At 44.4% G+C, this 16,125-nt stretch carries 16 protein-coding genes; 3 read left to right on the forward strand and 13 right to left on the reverse strand.

Annotated elements, in window-relative coordinates; translation table 11 throughout:
• Window positions 1-113: 113 nt before the first annotated feature.
• Both treB and treC read left to right on the forward strand, forming a co-directional pair.
• Window positions 114-1,538 (forward strand): PTS trehalose transporter subunit IIBC, encoded by a 1,425-nt coding sequence (gene treB / locus L4D05_RS01745; protein WP_428750503.1) that lies wholly within the window; start codon window positions 114-116, stop codon window positions 1,536-1,538.
• A 60-nt stretch (window positions 1,539-1,598) separates the two neighbouring features.
• The gene (gene treC / locus L4D05_RS01750) at window positions 1,599-3,284 is read left to right on the forward strand and encodes an alpha,alpha-phosphotrehalase (RefSeq protein WP_428792845.1); all 1,686 of its coding nucleotides are present in this window, start codon (window positions 1,599-1,601) and stop codon (window positions 3,282-3,284) included.
• 94 nt (window positions 3,285-3,378) lie between these two features.
• On the opposite strand, the gene L4D05_RS01755 is transcribed toward treC, so the two are convergent.
• Window positions 3,379-3,978, reverse strand: coding sequence for a YitT family protein (locus L4D05_RS01755; RefSeq protein ID WP_428750505.1), 600 nt, complete (start codon window positions 3,976-3,978; stop codon window positions 3,379-3,381).
• A gap of 348 nt (window positions 3,979-4,326) precedes the next feature.
• Here L4D05_RS01755 and glyA point away from each other — a divergent pair, with 348 nt between their 5' ends.
• Window positions 4,327-5,577, forward strand: coding sequence for a serine hydroxymethyltransferase (gene glyA / locus L4D05_RS01760; RefSeq protein ID WP_265673794.1), 1,251 nt, complete (start codon window positions 4,327-4,329; stop codon window positions 5,575-5,577).
• 94 nt (window positions 5,578-5,671) lie between these two features.
• Here glyA and L4D05_RS01765 read toward each other — a convergent pair whose 3' ends face one another.
• From L4D05_RS01765 to L4D05_RS01820, 12 genes are all read right to left on the reverse strand, one after another.
• On the reverse strand, window positions 5,672-6,001 hold the full coding sequence (locus L4D05_RS01765; RefSeq protein WP_102468849.1) for a hypothetical protein: 330 nt from the start codon (window positions 5,999-6,001) through the stop codon (window positions 5,672-5,674).
• A 156-nt stretch (window positions 6,002-6,157) separates the two neighbouring features.
• A complete protein-coding gene (gene lipA / locus L4D05_RS01770) occupies window positions 6,158-7,123 on the reverse strand; it encodes a lipoyl synthase (protein ID WP_250615621.1) in 966 nt (321 codons plus the stop codon).
• A gap of 4 nt (window positions 7,124-7,127) precedes the next feature.
• Window positions 7,128-7,769 (reverse strand): lipoyl(octanoyl) transferase LipB, encoded by a 642-nt coding sequence (gene lipB / locus L4D05_RS01775; RefSeq protein ID WP_428792846.1) that lies wholly within the window; start codon window positions 7,767-7,769, stop codon window positions 7,128-7,130.
• Between the two features lie 175 nt (window positions 7,770-7,944).
• The gene (gene ybeD, locus L4D05_RS01780; protein WP_237483776.1) at window positions 7,945-8,223 is read right to left on the reverse strand and encodes a DUF493 family protein YbeD; all 279 of its coding nucleotides are present in this window, start codon (window positions 8,221-8,223) and stop codon (window positions 7,945-7,947) included.
• Window positions 8,224-8,394: 171 nt separating this feature from the next.
• Window positions 8,395-9,573 (reverse strand): serine hydrolase, encoded by a 1,179-nt coding sequence (locus L4D05_RS01785; protein WP_428750507.1) that lies wholly within the window; start codon window positions 9,571-9,573, stop codon window positions 8,395-8,397.
• 103 nt (window positions 9,574-9,676) lie between these two features.
• The gene (locus L4D05_RS01790) at window positions 9,677-10,471 is read right to left on the reverse strand and encodes a septal ring lytic transglycosylase RlpA family protein (protein ID WP_428750508.1); all 795 of its coding nucleotides are present in this window, start codon (window positions 10,469-10,471) and stop codon (window positions 9,677-9,679) included.
• Complete coding sequence (rodA, locus tag L4D05_RS01795; RefSeq protein ID WP_265673799.1) at window positions 10,472-11,593, reverse strand: rod shape-determining protein RodA; 1,122 nt, start codon at window positions 11,591-11,593, stop codon at window positions 10,472-10,474.
• Entirely contained in the window at window positions 11,593-13,479 is a 1,887-nt protein-coding gene (mrdA, locus tag L4D05_RS01800) for a penicillin-binding protein 2 (protein WP_428792847.1), read from the reverse strand. Before mrdA ends, rodA begins: the two co-directional genes overlap by 1 nt.
• A gap of 11 nt (window positions 13,480-13,490) precedes the next feature.
• Window positions 13,491-13,961, reverse strand: coding sequence for a 23S rRNA (pseudouridine(1915)-N(3))-methyltransferase RlmH (gene rlmH, locus L4D05_RS01805; RefSeq protein WP_102468828.1), 471 nt, complete (start codon window positions 13,959-13,961; stop codon window positions 13,491-13,493).
• A gap of 4 nt (window positions 13,962-13,965) precedes the next feature.
• Window positions 13,966-14,283, reverse strand: coding sequence for a ribosome silencing factor (gene rsfS, locus L4D05_RS01810; RefSeq protein ID WP_265673801.1), 318 nt, complete (start codon window positions 14,281-14,283; stop codon window positions 13,966-13,968).
• Between the two features lie 76 nt (window positions 14,284-14,359).
• Entirely contained in the window at window positions 14,360-15,379 is a 1,020-nt protein-coding gene (holA, locus tag L4D05_RS01815; RefSeq protein WP_428792848.1) for a DNA polymerase III subunit delta, read from the reverse strand.
• A gap of 101 nt (window positions 15,380-15,480) precedes the next feature.
• Window positions 15,481-16,053: an LPS-assembly lipoprotein LptE gene (locus L4D05_RS01820; protein ID WP_428792849.1), complete on the reverse strand. Its 573-nt coding sequence runs from the start codon at window positions 16,051-16,053 to the stop codon at window positions 15,481-15,483.
• Between the last annotated feature and the right edge of the window lie 72 nt (window positions 16,054-16,125).

Genomic DNA, 16,125 nt, shown 5'->3' on the forward strand with positions numbered 1-16,125 from the left:
GCACACTGTCCCTACTCTTTATTGGGAATGTTCCCATCATTGAGGTGAAGATACTATAATTCATTAGAGGTGAGCGGAGATTCATCTCAATTATCAGAAAAGGTCTGCATACGATGAGCCATATAGCCAAACAAGATGTTGCTGCCATCATTGACGGTGTCGGGGGGCAAGAGAATATTGCCAGTGTCAGTCACTGTCTAACTCGTCTTCGTTTTGTATTAAACGATACGGACAAAGCCGATAAGCGTGCCTTAGAAGCGCTTAAATTAGTAAAAGGGTGCTTTACTAATGCTGGTCAATTTCAGGTCGTGATAGGTACTGAAGTCGATGAGGTTTATAAACTCCTTATTGCCATGACGGGTAAAAGTGAGTCTTCAAAAGATGAAGCTAAAGTCGCTGCACGAAGTAACATGAACATTGTAGAGCGCGGTATTTCTCACCTTGCTGAGATTTTTGTTCCGCTTTTACCTGCGATAATCACCGGTGGTTTAATTCTGGGTTTTCGTAATGTTATTGGCGATATTCGAATGTTTGATGGTCAAACGTTAACGGAAATTAGCCAGTTTTGGGCCACGGTACACTCTTTCTTATGGTTAATTGGTGAAGCCATATTCTTTTTCTTACCCGTTGGTGTTTGTTGGTCTACCGTTAAAAAATTAGGTGGTACGCCGATTTTGGGGATTACCTTAGGGGTAACCTTGGTGTCACCACAACTGATGAATGCTTACCTTATTGGTAAACAGGTACCTGAAGTCTGGGACTTTGGACTATTTGTTATCGAGAAAGTTGGGTATCAAGCGCAAGTGATCCCAGCGATGTTAGCGGGCGTGGCGTTAGCGTTCATTGAGACGCATTTAAAGCGTATCGTACCGAGTTACCTCTACTTGGTCGTCGTACCTTTTGTATCCATTATCTTGTCAGTTGTGCTCGCCCACGCTTTGATCGGTCCTTTTGGTCGAGTACTTGGCGATGGCGTAGCCTTTGCAGCTCAAGCGGCGATGACTGGGGATTTTGCGGTACTGGGTGCCATTGTCTTTGGCTTTTTCTATGCCCCTTTGGTTATCACAGGGATTCACCACACCACCAATGCTGTTGACCTTCAGTTGATGCAAGAGTTGGGTGGTACCCCAATCTGGCCATTGATTGCGTTGTCGAATATCGCACAAGCGTCGGCTGTTGTTGGCATCATCATTATTAGTAAGCGAGAAGGTGAGAGAGATATTTCAGTTCCAGCCGCTATTTCAGCTTATTTAGGGGTCACCGAGCCTGCTATGTATGGTATCAACTTGAAGTACAAGTTCCCAATGCTTAGCGCCATGATTGGCAGTGCTGCGGCTGCGGCGATTTGTGGCAGCGCTGGTGTGATGGCAAATGGGATCGGTGTGGGTGGCTTACCGGGTATCTTATCCATCCAGCCTCAATATTGGACCATTTATCTCGTGGCTATGCTGGTGGCTATCGTGATTCCTATCATGCTTACGTTATTTATGTATAAGAGAGCCCAGTCTAAAGGCGAGCTTGAACTCGCAAAGGCATAACATTTCAAGGCTCGTATCTGCGAGCCTATTTTTCCTTTTTAAAGTGTAAGTGAGACGGTGATGGGTTTACAGGCTCAGCAACAATGGTGGAAAACCGCCACAATCTATCAAATTTATCCGAAAAGTTTTTGTGATAGTGGTAGCAAAGGTATCGGAGATATTAAGGGGATCACCTCTAAACTCGATTATTTGCAGAACTTGGGGGTCGACGCCATCTGGCTGACGCCGATTTATGCGTCACCAATGGTCGATAATGGTTATGATATTTCTGACTATTACGCGATCAATCCTGACTTCGGTAGCATGGCAGACTTTGATGAACTGCTGGCACAAGCGCATCAACGCGGTATCCGTTTAGTAATGGATATTGTGGTTAATCATACCTCTACCGAGCATCAATGGTTTCAATCTGCTTTAGGAGACAAAAACAGCCCGTATCGAGACTACTACATTTGGAAACCAAACCAAGATGGTTCGCTACCTAATAACTGGCAGTCTAAGTTTGGTGGTTCTGCTTGGAAGCTTGATGAGAAAACCGATGAGTACTTTCTTCACTTGTTTGCGCAAGAACAAGCGGATTTAAACTGGGAGAACCCGGCAGTACGGGAAGAAGTAAAACAAGTTATTGAGTTCTGGGCGAAAAAAGGCGTGGATGGTTTTCGCCTCGATGTCATTAATCTTATTTCTAAGCAACAAACCTTTTTGGACGATGATGAGGGTGATGGGCGACGCTTTTATACCGATGGCCCACGAGTACATGAGTATCTGCAGGAAATTAGTGAAGCGGTATTCCAAAAATATGGCTCTGTGACGGTGGGTGAAATGTCTTCGACAACCCTAGAGCATTGTCAGCAATACAGCGCGCAAGATGGCAAAGAGCTGTCAATGGTGTTTAACTTTCACCACCTTAAAGTCGATTATCCGAATGGAGAAAAGTGGAGTCTTGCTCCTTTCGATTTCATCGAATTAAAGCGAATCTTTAATCACTGGCAAACGGGGCTCAATGGTTGTGGTTGGGGAGCGCTATTTTGGTGTAACCATGACCAACCTCGGGTGGTAAGCCGTCTTGGTGATGACACGCTCTATCGGAATGAGTCGGCAAAAATGCTCGCAGCTTCGATTCATCTGATGCAGGGAACCCCTTATATTTATCAAGGTGAAGAAATCGGTATGACTAACCCAGGTTTTAGCGAGTTATCGCAGTATAGAGATGTGGAAACCCTAACGATGTATCGCGTGATGCAACAAGCTGGGCAGTACAGTCACGATGAAATCATGTCCATCTTGCAACAAAAATCACGAGACAACTCTCGTACGCCGATGCAGTGGGATGAGAGCGCTCAAGCTGGTTTTACCACCGGTGAGTCTTGGATTGGTGTATCAGACAACTACGCAGAGATTAACGCGGCAGCCGCTATAGCAGATGAACAGTCAATTTTTTATTTTTATAAGGATTTGATTGCGCTGCGTAAACAGCTCAAAGTCATCACTGATGGTAGTTATGTCGATCTGTATCCAAAGCATGCACAAGTTCATGGTTACGTGAGAGAGAACCAAGACAGTCGCTTACTTTGTTTGCACAATTATTATGCCCAAGAGACAACCATCACGCTGCCGGAACAATATGTTTCTCAAAGCGGCAAGGTGGTAGTGGGGAATTATTCGCACTCAGAGGCGCTTATTGTGCTCGAAGCAGAGATAACCTTAAAACCGTATCAGACAGTGGCGATTTTATTGAAAAAGTAGCCATGAAACTGTTATGCCATGGGCCATTTTGGCGAAATTCGCGAGATGTCATCAGATAAAAAACGCCCCTTCAAATGGAGGGGCGTTTTCATTTTTACCCGTAGGTGACCACATACCGGGTCGGTTTGTGATTCATCGCTAAGACAATGTTGAGTACCACAGCACCGATAATAGAAACCAAAATAATTGGTGGCGCTACGAAAAAACAAGAGGCCAACAAAATAGTACAGTCGATGGCAAGTTGAGTTTTACCAACAGAGATGCCAAAACGCTCTTGAATGAACAAACACAGTACATTAAAGCCACCAAGACTGGAGCGATGACGGAATAAGATCAACATGCCCAGCCCCATGAGTAACCCACCTGCGATGGCACAGTAGACGGTATTCACATGGTCGACAGACACGACATGATGCATGTTATCGGCAAAAATGGACACGAGCGCACCGGAAATAGCACTGCTCATCGCAAAGCGTTTCCCAAAGCGTCGCCAGGCTAATAAGTAGAATGGCGTATTGGCGGCAAAATAGAGCATACCGAATGAAACCGGTAGAAACTGGCTAAGTAATAACGCAAGACCTGTGGTCCCGCCAGTCAGCAATTGAGCCGATTGCAGGAAGAATATACCTTGGGCCACTACGAAAGTGCCGGTTAAAATGGCTATCCAGTCTTCTTTGCGTGAGTGTTTTTCCATCAAGTTAAAAATCTTCCTATAGTAATTGGCGGCAATAGTATTAAAAAGATGATCTTTTCGATAGCTAGGAGGAGAAATTTACGGTAAACCTATGTAATTCAATTTTTACACACTGTAAAAGGATTTATTGACACTTTAGGTTGTAGATGGGGTTATTTTCTTGCCGTACATGATGCAATCTAACGTTCACTATGAAGAAACTGCATGAAAAAGATCCATTTTTTCCTTTATGACCTAGATCAAATTATGTATTATGCGATTCATCAAACGTGGTGACGAAAACGTTTGCTTTTGGTCATTGTGTGGTTTTTTTGAAACTTTCAGTACAATCTGAGTCAGGAGATACAGATGCTAAAGCGTGATATGAACATCGCTGATTACGATGCGGAACTATTTGCAGCCATTCAAGAAGAAACTCTTCGCCAAGAAGAGCACATTGAGCTTATTGCTTCGGAAAACTACACCAGCCCTCGCGTGATGGAAGCGCAAGGTACTCAATTAACCAATAAGTACGCAGAAGGCTATCCTGGTAAGCGTTACTACGGTGGTTGTGAGTATGTAGATAAAGCGGAAACATTGGCAATCAACCGTGCATGTGAGCTTTTCGGCTGTGAATATGCAAACGTTCAGCCACACTCTGGCTCTCAAGCGAACAGTGCCGTTTATATGGCGCTTCTGAATCCAGGAGATACTGTTTTAGGTATGAGCCTAGCGCACGGTGGTCACTTGACTCACGGTTCTCCAGTGAACTTCTCTGGTAAACACTACAATGTCATTCCTTACGGTATTGATGAAGCGGGTCAAATCAACTACGACGAAATGGAACAGTTGGCTGTTGAGCACAAACCAAAAATGATCATCGGTGGCTTCTCTGCTTACTCTCAAATCGTTGATTGGGCACGTATGCGTGAAATTGCAGACAAAGTTGGCGCGTACTTCTTTGTTGATATGGCACACGTTGCTGGCCTTATCGCCGCTGGTGTTTACCCAACACCGGTACCACATGCTCACGTTGTTACAACAACAACGCATAAAACGCTTGCAGGCCCACGTGGTGGTTTGATTCTTTCAAACGCTGGCGAAGACATGTACAAGAAACTGAACTCAGCAGTTTTCCCTGGTGGTCAGGGTGGTCCTCTGATGCATGTTATCGCGGGTAAAGCGGTAGCGTTTAAAGAAGCAATGGAGCCTGAATTTAAAGCCTACCAACAACGTGTTGTTGATAATGCTAAAGCGATGGTCGCACAATTCCAAGAGCGTGGTTACAAGATTGTATCTAACTCAACAGAGAACCATTTATTCCTTGTTGACCTGATTGATAAAGATATCACAGGTAAAGAAGCCGATGCGGCTTTGGGTTCTGCTAACATTACCGTTAACAAAAACTCAGTACCGAATGACCCACGTAGCCCATTTGTAACCTCTGGTATCCGTATTGGTACGCCAGCGATTACACGTCGTGGTTTCTCTGAAGCTGATGCGAAAGAGTTGGCGAATTGGATGTCAGATGTGCTTGACAATCTTGGCGACGAAGCGGTGATTGCTGCGACAAAAGCGAAGGTTCTGGACATTTGTAAGCGTCTGCCAGTTTACGCGTAAGTGAGCTAAAAGAGCTCTGCTATAACAGGCATTGAAAAAAAACGAGCTTATTAGCTCGTTTTTTTGTGCGTGATGGTTAGCGATTAATGTAAATTTACTTATTAATATTAAGTAACGTGCCAGATTTACACTTGAAGGAGTAGTACTTACGGCTTTCGTTAAATTGCCCTAAGCCTTCACCGTTACAGTAATCAATGTTGATATCTCGCATAATTTCCAGCGTTTTTTCACTGTTCATTGAGAACTTCGCGCCATCTTTACATACTACTCGAACACGACCATCATCGCTGACTGAGTAAAGGTTCACTTCGGTATTACATAACTCGAATGAAGCCTCTAAGTAATTGTCTTGTTGTGAGTTTTGAGCACAACCCGCAATGAGTGTTGCGGCTATGATGGGTAAACCTATTTTAAGCAATTTCATGCGTACATCCTTGAATGGCTGATGTTTTTCTATAAGCCTACCTAAAAATGAAGAAAATGCGAGTACGAGATTGTCATGGTGGTCATTTTTCTTAAAAAAAACACGGATAGTGCAACGCACATCCGTGTTTTTTATGTGGGATACTTTTTACGGCGGTTATTTAATTTCTACGCCTTTTGCTTGTAGATCCGCGTGGTAAGAAGAGCGCACAAAAGGACCACAGGCTGCATGGGTAAAGCCAAGCTCTAGCGCAATTTCTTTAAGCTCATCAAACTCTGACGGTGGCACATAACGCTCAACCGGCAAGTGGTGACGGCTTGGTGCAAGATATTGACCAAGTGTGAGCATAGTGACACCATGGGCACGTAAGTCTTTAAGTACTTGAACAATTTCTTCTTTTGTTTCACCGAGTCCCATCATCACACCAGATTTCGTTGGGACATCTGGGTGCATGGCTTTAAATTTCTCTAGCAGCTGTAGCGACCATTTATAGTTCGCACCAGGTCGCGCTTTACGGTAAAGGCGAGGGGCGGTTTCTAAGTTGTGGTTGAAGACATCGGGTGGGTTGTCTTTTAATGCTTCTAAGGCAACGTCCATACGACCACGGAAATCCGGTACTAAAGTTTCAATACGAATTTCAGGATTCAGTGTTCGGATTTCACGAGTACAGTTAGCAAAGTGTTCAGCACCACCATCACGTAAATCGTCACGGTCAACGGAAGTCACGACCACATATTTGAGTTTCATGTCTTTAATGGTCTGCGCCAATTTTTGCGGCTCATTAGATTCAGGCGCATTGGGGCGACCATGGGCAACATCACAAAATGGGCAGCGGCGAGTACAAATAGCACCAAGGATCATAAAGGTCGCAGTACCATGGTTAAAACACTCGGCGAGGTTTGGACAAGACGCCTCTTCACAGACTGAGTGAAGATTATTTTTACGCATTGCCTTTTTTATGTCTTGAATTCTTTGGCTGTCGGAAGGCAGCTTTATTTTCATCCATTCTGGCTTACGTAGGACTTCTCTTTGTTCCTCCGGCATGTTTTTTACCGGAATCAGTGCCATTTTATCTGCGTCGCGATATTTGACGCCTTTTTCCATTTGTATAGGTTTGCTCATCGTCTTATGCTTCTTCGCTGAATTCTACTTGCTCGTAATCAAGTAATTGTATTAATTCGTTGACCAGCTGTTCTTCGACGCTGGCAACGCTATCAGGACCACCAAGTTGGCTAATTTGGATCATTTCCATACCGGCATAGCCGCAAGGATTAATTCTTAAGAAAGGAGAGAGATCCATATCGACGTTTAAGGCCAATCCGTGAAACGAACAGCCTCTACGAATGCGAAGCCCTAAAGAGCAGATCTTCTTTCCATCGACGTAAACACCAGGAGCATCCGGTCGTGCCGCCGCTTCGATATTATAGGTGTTTAGTGTGTTGATGACGAGATTCTCTATGTGAGTGACGAGATCTCTGACACCTAATTTTTTTCGACGAAGGTTGATAAGAAAGTAAGCGACCAGTTGACCTGGGCCATGATAAGTCACTTGTCCGCCACGGTCACTTTTGACGACTGGGATATCCCCCGTGTTGAGCAAGTGTTCTTCTTTGCCTGCTTGCCCTTGAGTAAAGACAGGGTTGTGCTCTACCAACCAGATTTCGTCACGAGTGTCGTCGTTTCGCTCGTCGGTGAAAGCATGCATTGCTTTCCAGACCGGTTCGTAGTCTTTGCGCCCAAGCTTTCTTACTATTAGCTGATTCTTCACTCGTACCCTCGTCGTCACTTAATAAAGTGTTTGCATTATAAACCTGTTCATTGACTTGAACTACAGCTAAATAGCGAAAATTTAACCAGTTTGTTATGTGGTTTAGTTAAGGTTTTGAAAAATAAAAAGAAAGCAGCCGAAGCTGCTTTCAAAAAAAATTGAATTATTCAAATTTTTACAGAACCATACGAACGATGTCAATTTCACCAAGTTCTTTGTATAGCGTTTCTACCTGCTCAATAGACGTCGCAGTGATGTTAATTGAAACAGCATGGTAGTTGCCCTTAGCGCTAGGCTTAATCGTTGGGCTGTAGTCTCCAGGTGCATGACGCTGGATCACTTCCAACACTTTTTCAGGAAGTTCAGGCTTAGCATAACCCATCACTTTATATGTAAACGAGCAAGGGAACTCTAGTAGGTCTTTGAGTTTTGCATCTGAATTGATGGTTAACATAATGGCGACTCCAAAAAAATCAAATTTGTTGTAACGGTGCGAATAGTAATGTCAAAGGCGACGAAACTCAAGACGAGTTCGTAGCACATAAGCAAGTTGATGACGCTTGAAGTAAAAAGCAACAAAGCCGCATTATGCGGCTTTGTTTTCTATCATCATTTTACGTTGTGGTTAGAAGAAGCTCTTAACCAGTAAAACGATATAGTCCCATAAGCGGCTAAACAAGCTGCCTTCTTGTACATTTTCAAGTGCAAGCAATGGGTACTCGGCAACATCTTCACCATCTAACTGATAGTATAGCTTACCCACAACATCGCCCTTAGATATGGGTGCTTCGAGTTGTTTTTCAAGCACGAAACTTGCTTTTAAATTTTTCGCTTGTCCACGAGGTAGTGTCACGAATGTGTCTTCTGCCACACCAAGAGCAACGGTATCTTTATCACCCATCCATACTTTCTCTTCAACGAAGGTTTCGTTAGCGGTATGAGGGTTAACGGTTTCGAAGAATCGGAAGCCATAGCTTAGTAACTTTTTGCTTTCAGATTTACGAGCGTTGGCATTTTTTGTGCCCATCACTACGGCAACAAGGCGCATTTTACCTTCGGTTGCTGAACTGACTAGGCTGTAACCAGCTTTGCTTGTATGACCGGTTTTAATACCATCAACATTCATGCTTTTATCCCACAATAGACCATTACGGTTGTATTGTGTGATGCCGTTGTAGGTAAACTTCTTCTCGGAGTAAACACGATATTCATCTGGAACGTCTTTGATAAGCGCACGCCCTAGCAGTGCCATGTCGTATGGCGTTGAATATAGGTTTGGATTATCGAGACCATGAACGTTTGCAAAATGCGTATCGTTCATGCCAATTGAGCTCGCCCAAGCATTCATTAAATCAACGAACGCATCTTCTGAACCTGCAATGTGCTCTGCCATTGCCACACAAGCATCGTTACCAGATTGAATAATGATGCCTTTGTTTAGCTCTTCAACTGTGACTTTAGTGCCTACTTCGATGAACATCTTAGAAGAGTCAGGGAAATTTTTTGCCCAAGCGTTTTTACTGATGGTCACTTCATCGCTTGGCGCAATTTTGCCGCTCTTTAGCTCTTGGCCGATAACGTAGCTTGTCATCATTTTGGTTAAGCTGGCAGGATGAAGTTGGGTATTCATCTCTTTCTCAGCGAGGACTTTACCTGAGTTATAGTCCATAAGTACGAAGCCTTTCGCGGCAATTTGCGGCGCGTTAGGCATCACGACAGGCGTAGCTACGGCATAACTAGCCGTTAATGTTGCTGCAAGAGCAATAGATGTAATGAATTTCATAGAAGACTTGTTTTTATTCATGTTGAACACAGTATTTGTGAGTTATCCGTATAGTAACAGATTGGTCGCTGCGCACTAAAGAGCTTACACACTAAGTAACAACGGTGATTTATGTCAATGATGTTTAAAGTTTTTTGACGAAAGCTGAGGTATAACCGAGCTTTTGTACTTGCTCTAACGCATCATGAGTATCTTTATAGTCGCTAAAAGGACCAAGCATTAAGCGATAATTATTCTTTATCGGTGATAGGAACGTCTCAACCGATAGGGTATTACTTAATTCATTCGACAATTTTGTGATTCTGTCTTTATGTGGTGACGCCACCACTTGTATGCCATATTTTGGGTGCTTATCTAGTTGATGCTGTCCGGTTGGTTTCTCAACGGTAATCACTTCAATTTTGACATTGGCTGTCCCCGTTTTGATGACATCGAGCTTTTTAGCCGCGGCATAGCTGAGGTCAATAATTCGACCTTCATGAAATGGACCTCGGTCATTAACACGTACGACAGTTTCTTTGCCATTATCGGTATTTGTGACTTTCACATAACTCGGGATTGGTAGAGTTTTGTGCGCGGCAGACATAGAATACATGTCATACACTTCACCATTTGAGGTCAAATGTCCATGGAATTTTTTGCCATACCATGATGCTTGGCCTTTTTCAGTAAAGCCTTGCGCATCTTTTACGATGGTATAACGCTGACCGCGTAATTTATAGTCTTTGTTACCACCCATGCTATAAGGTTCATATTTTGGTTGAGCACCTTCAATATGGTCAACTGAAATGGGGGTGGTTGGAGCCACATCATTATCAATATCGTAGCGGCTGTCTGATGAAGAGCAGCCCGCAATGACGATTATACTCAAGCAGGTAAGCAACCAGCGAGAGTGAGATGAGGTAAAAAACAGAGTCATTTATGTCGCCTTTGAAAACGCTTTGCGGTGAGTATGGATGGACATTAATATGCCAAAGCCAGCCATCAAGGTCACCATGGAAGTACCACCATAGCTAATTAGCGGTAGAGGAACACCAACAACAGGTAATATACCGCTTACCATACCAATATTTACGAAAACGTAAACAAAAAAGCTTAGAACAATACTGCCTGCCATCATGCGGCCAAACGCAGTCTGTGCCGAGCTTGCTAGGTAGAGGCCACGACCAATGATGAATAAGTACAATGACAGAAGAAGTAATATACCAATCATACCCCATTCTTCAGCGATGACTGCAAAGATAAAGTCAGTATGACGTTCTGGTAAGAATTCTAGCTGTGATTGCGTGCCGTGTAACCAACCTTTTCCCCCTAAACCACCAGAACCAATAGCAATTTTGCTTTGTATGATGTGGTAACCAGCGCCAAGTGGGTCAGACTCTGGATCAAAGAGTGTACGAACCCTTACTTTTTGGTACTCCCTCATAAGGAAGAACCAAAGAACGGGGATAAAGGCCCCGACAGCAATGGCTGCTCCGGTAATGATTTTCCAGCTGATTCCTGCTAAGAAAATAACGAAAATACCCGATGCCGCGATAAGGATTGAGGTTCCAAGATCCGGCTGCTTTGCAATTAGAATGGTTGGCACCATCACCATCACAAGGGAAATGATAAGTGTTTGAAAACTAATGGGTAGTGTGCGCTTGCCAATATATCTTGCCACCATAAGAGGTACAGCAAGTTTAAGCAGTTCGGAAGGCTGAAAACGGACAAAACCGAGGTTTAGCCATCGCTGTGCTCCTTTTGAAGACTCGCCGAAAAACAGCACGCCCAGCAAGAGAATCACGCCAGTAAAAAACATGAGTGGTGCAAGGGTTTCGTACGTGCGAGGTGAGAGTTGGGCTAAGCCAATCATAACGACCAATGACAACACCATACGCATTGCTTGTCTATCCATCATCGCGAGGCTTTGCCCGCTTGCACTGTACATCACAACTAACCCAAAGCCCATTAATGCAAGAATACCGAGCAATAAGGGCAGGTCGATGTGAAAGCGTTCAAGTAGGAAGCGGTTTCGTCCTGTTGATGGATCGAATTTCATTATTCTTCTTCACCTTCTTGATTGTTAACTAGTGCGAGGTCAAATACTTGCCTTACTACAGGGGCGCCATTTGTAGAACCGCCACCGGCGTTCTCGAGCACAATGGTGACCACAACTTTTGGATCTTTGAACGGAGCAAAGCCTGTAAACAGTGCATGATCTTTCAAATGCTCTGCGATTTCATCGGCGTTATATTTTTCATCCTCACCTAAGCTAAATACTTGAGCGGTGCCGGATTTGCCCCCGGACTGGTACGGCATATTTTTAAATGAACGACGTGCAGTACCTTTAACACCGTGATTTACTCGGCGCATGCCTTCCAACGCAAGACCCCAATACCGCTCTTGCACTCCTGTGATTGGCGGGCGGCTATCAATTTCAGTGAGCGTTTGGTTATCAAAGTTATCGCCATTGTTAATCGTGGCACGAAGTAAGTGGGGCGATAGAACTTCACCATGGTTTACAAGCACAGATGTCGCCTTGGCAATTTGCATTGGTGTTGCGGTCCAGTAACCCTGACCAATACCGACAGGGATGGTGTCGCCCTGATACCAAGGGGTGCGGTGCCTTGCCATTTTCCATTCACGAGTTGGCATATTAGCCTTACTTTCTTCATGAATATCGATACCGGTGTAGTCGCCAAAACCGAACATCATCATCCACGATGAAAGACGGTTAATTCCCATGTCATAAGCGATTTGGTAAAAGAAGGTATCCACCGACTCTTCAATGGCTTTGACAATGGTGACTTTACCGTGTCCCCAGCGTAACCAGTCACGATAAGGGCGCGTTTTTGAATTTGGTATGCGCCAGTAACCCGGATCGTTTCGGGTTGTCGTAGGCGTTATCACCCCTTCTTGTAGAGCGGCGACGGCGATAAAGGGTTTAATCGTGGAGGCCGGAGGGTAGATACCCAGCGTTGCTCGGTTTACCAGCGGTCTATTTTTGTCGTTTAGTAATGCTCGATAAGCTTTACTTGATATCCCGTTTACAAACGCGTTAGGGTCATAGCTCGGGCTAGAAACCATCGCTAATACGCCGTTGTCGGTAGGATCGAGCACGATGGCTGAACCGCGACGCCCATCAAGTAGCTTGTGTACTTTGAGTTGTAGATTGATATCAAGGTTTAAGACAATATCCTTGCCCGGCGTAGGTGGAACAAACTTAAGTGTACGTAGTACTCGACCACGGCTATTGACTTCAACTTCTTGGTAGCCGGCGGTGCCGTGCAGTAAATCTTCGTAATAGCGCTCAATTCCAAGCTTACCAATGTCACGAGTCGCTTGATAGTTTGCTACTTTTTCTTCGCGAGCCAGACGTTGAATGTCGCGGTCATTGATGCGAGACACGTAGCCAATGACATGAGTCAGCACGTCACCATATGGGTAGTAGCGCTTCAGAGTTGCCGCAATTTCAACGCCAGGGAATTTGTGTTGATGGACAGAAAAAGTGGCCACTTGTTGTTCATTGAGCTGGGTCAACAGTGGAATAGACTTAAAGCGTCGCGTGCGTTTACGCTCACGTTGAAAGGCTTCGATTCGGTCATCGGGTATGTCGAGATATTCGCGCAAGTCTAAGATGGTTTGATCCATATCTTTGACTTTTTCGGGAATGATTTCTAAGTTGAATACCGGACGGTTTTCCGCCAGTAGTACGCCATTTCGGTCGTAAACTAGCCCCCGATTTGGTGCAATCGGAACGACTTTGATGCGGTTGTCGTTTGAGCGAGTTTTGTAATCTTGATATTGATTGATCTGAATATTGTATAGATTGGCGACCAAAAGCATCATCATTACAATAATGAAGATGAAAGATACTAAAGCGCGACTTTTAAACAGTCGCGCTTCTGCCTGATGGTCTCTTATCTGGCTACGTTTAAGTCTCATAGGGGGTGAAACTACTCTCGATGGTAAGGGTGATTAGTGGTAATTGACCAAGCTCGATATAAGCTTTCTGCCATCACTATTCGTACCAATGGATGCGGCAGTGTTAATGCCGATAAAGACCAACTTTGGTCGGCAGCCGCTTTACATGCTGGTGCTAAGCCCTCAGGACCACCGATCAAAATAGAGACATCACGGGCATCGAGCTTCCAACTCTCAAGTTGTTCAGCAAGCTGGGGGGTATCCCACTTCTTACCCGGAATATCCAAAGTTACGACTCTATTGCCTTTAGGAACAGCCGCCAACATAGCTTCGCCTTCTTTCTGTAAGATGCGTGCAATGTCGGCATTTTTCCCGCGTTTTCCTGCTGGAATCTCAATGAGCTCTAAAGGCATATCATGAGGGAAACGTCGGCGATACTCTTGAAAGCCTTCTTCTACCCATTTAGGCATTTTGGTCCCAACGGCGATGAGTTGTAGTTTCAAGCGATTAGCCCCAGAGTTTTTCTAGTTGATAAAGCTCTCGGTGTTGCTCTTGCATGACATGTAGCATGGTAGAGCCCATATCGAGAACGACCCATTCACCTTCTTGTTCACCGTCGACACCAAGTGGCTCTAGGCCCATTTTTTTTACTTCAGTTGCGACGTGGTCTGCAATAGAAACAACGTGTCTTTTCGATGTACCAGTGCACACGATCATGAAGTCAGTGACATTTGATTTACCGATTACATCAATGGTAACGATATCGACGGCTTTCATGTCATCTGCTTTATCAGCTAGAAATAGTTTCAATTCTTCGTGTTGCAAGGGGTTTTCCTCTTTTGGTGGAATAGAACAAGGCAATAACACTCAGCGGTTATTGATCTTTGGATTATAACAGGTTTTAGTGAGGTAAAGACATTGGTGTGTCAGTAACGCTCAAGTTCATGGATAACTGATGGATTAATGGCCAAGGGCTGATGTCATACTGTGTTTTTGCTTGGACTTCTATCTGTGCTAACAACTGAATAGATTGTTTGAGCCTAGCTGGAGGCAAACGGGTCAGCGCTGCGTTATAAAGGGGTTTCTTATTTTGCCATACGCGAAACTTATCAAATACTTGTGTCATGGAAAGCTGAGTCAGTGCTTGTTGCATTTTAACCAGTTGAAACAACTCTTTTTGAACGGTTCTTAGCAAAATAATGGCTTCAATGCCTTCAGATTCAAGTTGGGCTAAGATCCTTTGGGCCCGTTTCGCTTTTCCTTCCAGCATGGCATCAACCCAATGAAAGACGGTAAAGTGATTGTGGCGGCTGAGCGCGTCCTGGACTCGAAGGAGCGTTAACTGACCATCTGGGTATAAAAGTGTCAGCTTTTCGAGACTTTGAGATAGCGCAAATAGGTTGCCTTCATGCCATTGGCATAGTAGCTGGACCGCTTCATGATCGGGAGTGAGATTGATCGCTCGGCATCGCTGTGTAACCCATTGTGGCAACCGTTTGATATCGGGAGTCGTACAGCTTACATGGCAGCCATTTAGCGCCTTAAACCACGCGGCAGATTCTTGAGCACGGGTTAATTTACTGCCTGATATTAGCAGGACAATATCTTCATGAAGTTGGCTCGCTATTTCTGTTAGTTGTTTCGCAATAGCAGCGTTAACACCAGCTTCCGGAAGCTCTAACTCAATAATTTGCTTTGATGAGAATAGGCTCATGGACTGAGTACAATCAAAAACGTCATTCCAATCAATGGAAGCATCGACGACGAATCTGTGGTGTTCTTCGAAGCCTAATGTTTTGGCTCGTGTGATGATGTGGGCGCGACTTTCTTGAATAAATAGTGGTTCATTACCAAATAACAGGTAGCAAGCAAACCAGCGCTGAGTGAGCGACTCGGTGAGGCGATCGGCAAAAACTTTCACATTAATTCCTTGTACTAAGGCTTAACTTTGGCGCGAGAAACACACGCCTCTCGCGGTACAACGTAAATTCGCAAAGTAAAACGTCAACTCTCTAAGACAAACTAGGAGTTGGGCGTTGCTACTGGCTCTGCTGTCGTTTCTGCTTCTTTTTGCTTGCGTTCAAATTCTTCAATTTCTGTTTTCAAACGAGCCATCTGACGCATCATTTGTTGCGCGGCAAGTTCACGCATTTCGTTTTCTAGCAATTTACGTTCTGCTGATTTTGCTAGGGCTGATAAAGGGTTATCAAGATAGCTGCGCGTCATAGTCGCAGTGAAGTCTTTTGAGCCGAGATTGGGTACGGTGACGCGATACTTCACTTCATAGGTGATCTCTTTTTCCGCCGCTCGGGTATTTTGGTATAACGAGAGGGTGCGATCTTTAGTGGTTTCTCCTGTGATATGCAGGTTGGTCACATCCATACGAGGTGTCACAAGTTCAATATTACTAAGACGAAGCTGCTCTTTGATCTGGCGAGTAATCATGCTGTACTGATCAAAACTGGTGACGGAAATTTCTTTGATATCATCCGGTACCGTGTACTCACCACGAAGGTGGAAGCCACAAGCGCTAAGGAGCGAGGTGAGCAGGAACACGGAAAAGAGTTTTAGTAGGTTGTGTTTTAACAGGCGCATAATACCGCTTACTCGTTAGACAATGGTTTATGTAAACGCCCTAATAAGGAAGCTTAAATAAAACGATGATGG

The sequence above is a fragment of the Vibrio nomapromontoriensis genome, assembly GCF_050337205.1.
Lineage (GTDB): Bacteria > Pseudomonadota > Gammaproteobacteria > Enterobacterales > Vibrionaceae > Vibrio > Vibrio nomapromontoriensis.

Coding starts and splice junctions, on each gene's coding strand:
- L4D05_RS01765 (WP_102468849.1), bottom strand. CDS start 6,001: ATGAAATTGCTTAAAATAGGTTTACCCATCATAGCCGCAACACTCATT.
- treB (WP_428750503.1), top strand. CDS start 114: ATGAGCCATATAGCCAAACAAGATGTTGCTGCCATCATTGACGGTGTC.
- glyA (WP_265673794.1), top strand. CDS start 4,327: ATGCTAAAGCGTGATATGAACATCGCTGATTACGATGCGGAACTATTT.
- L4D05_RS01790 (WP_428750508.1), bottom strand. CDS start 10,471: ATGACTCTGTTTTTTACCTCATCTCACTCTCGCTGGTTGCTTACCTGC.
- L4D05_RS01785 (WP_428750507.1), bottom strand. CDS start 9,573: ATGAATAAAAACAAGTCTTCTATGAAATTCATTACATCTATTGCTCTT.
- rodA (WP_265673799.1), bottom strand. CDS start 11,593: ATGAAATTCGATCCATCAACAGGACGAAACCGCTTCCTACTTGAACGC.
- lipA (WP_250615621.1), bottom strand. CDS start 7,123: ATGAGCAAACCTATACAAATGGAAAAAGGCGTCAAATATCGCGACGCA.
- L4D05_RS01755 (WP_428750505.1), bottom strand. CDS start 3,978: ATGGAAAAACACTCACGCAAAGAAGACTGGATAGCCATTTTAACCGGC.
- mrdA (WP_428792847.1), bottom strand. CDS start 13,479: ATGAGACTTAAACGTAGCCAGATAAGAGACCATCAGGCAGAAGCGCGA.
- L4D05_RS01820 (WP_428792849.1), bottom strand. CDS start 16,053: ATGCGCCTGTTAAAACACAACCTACTAAAACTCTTTTCCGTGTTCCTG.
- treC (WP_428792845.1), top strand. CDS start 1,599: ATGGGTTTACAGGCTCAGCAACAATGGTGGAAAACCGCCACAATCTAT.
- ybeD (WP_237483776.1), bottom strand. CDS start 8,223: ATGTTAACCATCAATTCAGATGCAAAACTCAAAGACCTACTAGAGTTC.